This is a genomic window from Mycobacterium sp. (genome assembly GCF_050701675.1).
GTDB lineage: Bacteria > Actinomycetota > Actinomycetes > Mycobacteriales > Mycobacteriaceae > Mycobacterium.
The window spans coordinates 1-2,698 of record NZ_JBOGDD010000626.1 but is presented as its reverse complement, the minus strand read 5'-3'; the positions used below and the strand labels follow the sequence as shown (position 1 = coordinate 2,698).

Here is a 2,698-nt window from a genome sequence, read left to right as displayed (position 1 = left end):
CGGCGCCTAGACACCCTGGAGAGGGAGGCCGCATCGTTAGGGCGCCGCTTGGCGCAGCTCGAGCACCATCCGGCCGACGACTACCGCGCCCGTCTGCGCGCCGAGGCCGACCAGGTCGATCAGCAGATCGCCTACTGGACCGCCAAGCGCGACGAGGTCATCCAGCACAGCGGTGTGCGGGTGTGGTCGCGCGAGGACTTCGTCGTCGGCGACCGGATCCGCACCGCCAAGGGCCACATGGGCACCGTGCGGCGGGTCAGCAAGAAGACGCTGACCGTCAATTACGACGTGATGCCACCGTCACTCACCAACCCGGTGCGCTACTACGACGTCCTTGACATCATGGCCAAGACCGCCGCGGCGACGACCGCTTGAGCAGGGGTAGGGTCGAGCGCGTGAAGCTGCGCCACATCGAGCAGGTCCCCACCTTCACCGTGGAGGGCCACCTGTACGAGTCAGAAAACGGGCGACGGCGCTTCTACGTGTTCACCGCCGGCGATGGACCTCCCCCGCTTCCGTGGAGTCAGGTCGTTGTTGTCGTAGTGGCTGTGGGCAACCGTAGGTTGTCCACAGATTTTTCGCGCGTGCTCGCGCGCGCGAGGCCGTCCGGGTCGCCGGCGGCGTGGTCGGCCTCGAACTCGGCCGGGGAGCGCATCCCCAACGTCGAATGCAGCCTGGTCGGGTTGTAGAAGCCCTCGATGTACTCGAAGACAGCGGAGCGCAGCTCGGCCCGGGTGGCCCATCCTCGCTTCGGTGCGTCGTGCAGCAGCGTCTCCTTGGTCAGCGTCGCGAAGAACGTCTCGGCGACGGCGTTATCGAAACAGGAACCGACGGCGCCCATCGACTGGGCGATGCCGGCGTCATGGCAGGTCTGACCGAAGGTCAGGCCGATGTATTGCCCGCCGTGATCGGAGTGGTGAACGGTTCCCTTTGCGGGTCGGCGACGGGCGACGGCCATCTGCAGGGCGTCGACGACGAGCTCGGAGCGCATGTGCGGCGCCATCGCCCAGCCGACGATGCGGCGGCTGAAGAGGTCCTGCACCGCGGCCAGATACAGCCAGCCCTCACCGGTCTTGATCTGCTTGATATCGGCCGCCCACACGCGGTCCAGCGCGTCGGGACGGAAATCGCGGCCGACCAGGTCCGAGAACGGCTCGACGCCGGGCACACCGGTCGTGCAGCCCCGCCGGCGGCGCCGATGCGCGCCCTGCAGGCCCGCCGCGCGCATCAGCCGCTCCACCCGCTTGCGCCCGACGCGGATCCCCTCACGGCGCAGCATGGCGTGCACCCTGGGACTGCCGTAGCGGCCCTTGCTCGCGCCGTGGATCTTGCGGATGCGCTCGGTCAGCCACGCGTCAGAGAGCTCTCGGTCTGACGGCGGGCGCGTGCACCACGCCCAGTAGCCCGATTGGGACACGCCGAGCAGCTCGCACATCAGGGAGATGGGGGCGCCGTGGGCTCTCTCGCCCGAGATATGCCGGTAGACGGTCACCGGGTCTCGGTCTCCCTTGCGAAGAGAGCCGTGGCGCGCTTGAGGATGTCGCGCTCCTGCTCGAGGCGCTTGACGCGCTTGCGGAGCTCTCGCAGTTCGTCGCGCTCGGCGGACGTCAGTCCGTCATCGCGCTCTCGGCGGTCGATCGCGACCTGCTTGGACCAGTTGCGCAGGGTCTGGGCCGAGACCCCGAGGCTCTCGGCGACATCCGCGATCGAGCGGCCCTGGCGGACCAACTCGACCGCTTCGCGCCGGAACTGCTCCGGATACGGCGGTCTCGTCTTCGGCATCGATGTCCATCCTTACCGCGGCTTTCGCCGCAAGCCCTCAGGACTCCGCAAAAACGGGGGAATTCCACGATCCGCGACACCTCCGACTTGCTGATCCGCAAACCGAGCGACTCCACGAGCTGATCGACCCGGCGCGTCGAGACGCCGCACACATACGCCTGCTGCACCACCGACACCAACGCCTGCTCGCTGCGCTTGCGCGGCTGCAAGAAGCTCGGGAAATAGCTGCCTTGGCGGATCTTGGGGATCTGCAACTCGATCTCGCCAGCCCGGGTGTCCCACCGCCTGGGGCGATACCCGTTGCGATGCGTCGCCCGATCCTCACTGCGCTCACCGTGCTCGGCGCCGATCAGATCGGAGACCTCAGCCTCCATCATCTCCTGCGCCACCACCTTGACCGATTCGCGGATCACGTCGGCGTGCTCATCGCGCAGCACCTGCCTGACGACCTCCTCGATCGTCATCCTGCTCACTCCGGCCATCGCTGGCCTCCTTGTCGTCTGGACTGTGGACGGTCCGACGAAGAATGAGCGCCGCGGTGGCCGGACTACGTTCCGTCCGACGCCGTCCTACACCACGCTACGGGACGTGACCGCAATCAGGGCGCGAACGGGGCAGCCCGCCCACCTGGAGTGTTGGTCGCAGGGCGTCGGGTCGTGCCAACGCCCCGAAGGATGGTCGCGCACAAGATCGGCGTGAGATGGCGGTCGGCGCGGCTTCGCCGCCGGCACGTCGAGCCGTGCGAGACTGCGGCCGACCGGTTCGCGAGTGGCGTCGTTGCTCGCCGCCTGCCGCGGCCATGTTGCCACGGGACGCCGGGGCCTTTCGCCTGCCGCGACCGGTTGGGTCCGTCGGCGACAGGCCTCAACGTGTCGCCACGGGCCTGCGCGGCCCGTGGCGACCTGCGGCGTTAAGC

General features: G+C 68.5%; 3 protein-coding genes and 1 pseudogene. 1 reads left to right on the top strand and 3 read right to left on the bottom strand.

From position 1 onward, the window contains the following. A partial coding sequence (locus ACRDUX_RS19255) for a hypothetical protein (RefSeq protein ID WP_526415620.1) occupies window positions 1–375 on the top strand: 375 nt, incomplete at its 5' end. Window positions 376–523: 148 nt separating this feature from the next. On the opposite strand, the gene ACRDUX_RS19250 is transcribed toward ACRDUX_RS19255, so the two are convergent. From ACRDUX_RS19250 to ACRDUX_RS19240, 3 genes and pseudogenes are all read right to left on the bottom strand, one after another. Further along, a complete protein-coding gene (locus ACRDUX_RS19250; RefSeq protein ID WP_526415619.1) occupies window positions 524–1,492 on the bottom strand; it encodes an IS3 family transposase in 969 nt (322 codons plus the stop codon). Next, window positions 1,489–1,782, bottom strand: a complete 294-nt coding sequence (locus ACRDUX_RS19245; RefSeq protein ID WP_526415618.1) for a transposase — start codon at window positions 1,780–1,782, stop codon at window positions 1,489–1,491. The genes ACRDUX_RS19250 and ACRDUX_RS19245 overlap by 4 nt, the downstream gene beginning before the upstream one ends. A gap of 68 nt (window positions 1,783–1,850) precedes the next feature. Continuing rightward, window positions 1,851–2,246 (bottom strand): annotated as a pseudogene (locus ACRDUX_RS19240) (transposase); the annotation flags it as partial. Window positions 2,247–2,698: the final 452 nt, after the last annotated feature.

Coding starts and splice junctions, on each gene's coding strand:
- ACRDUX_RS19245 (WP_526415618.1), bottom strand. CDS start 1,782: ATGCCGAAGACGAGACCGCCGTATCCGGAGCAGTTCCGGCGCGAAGCG.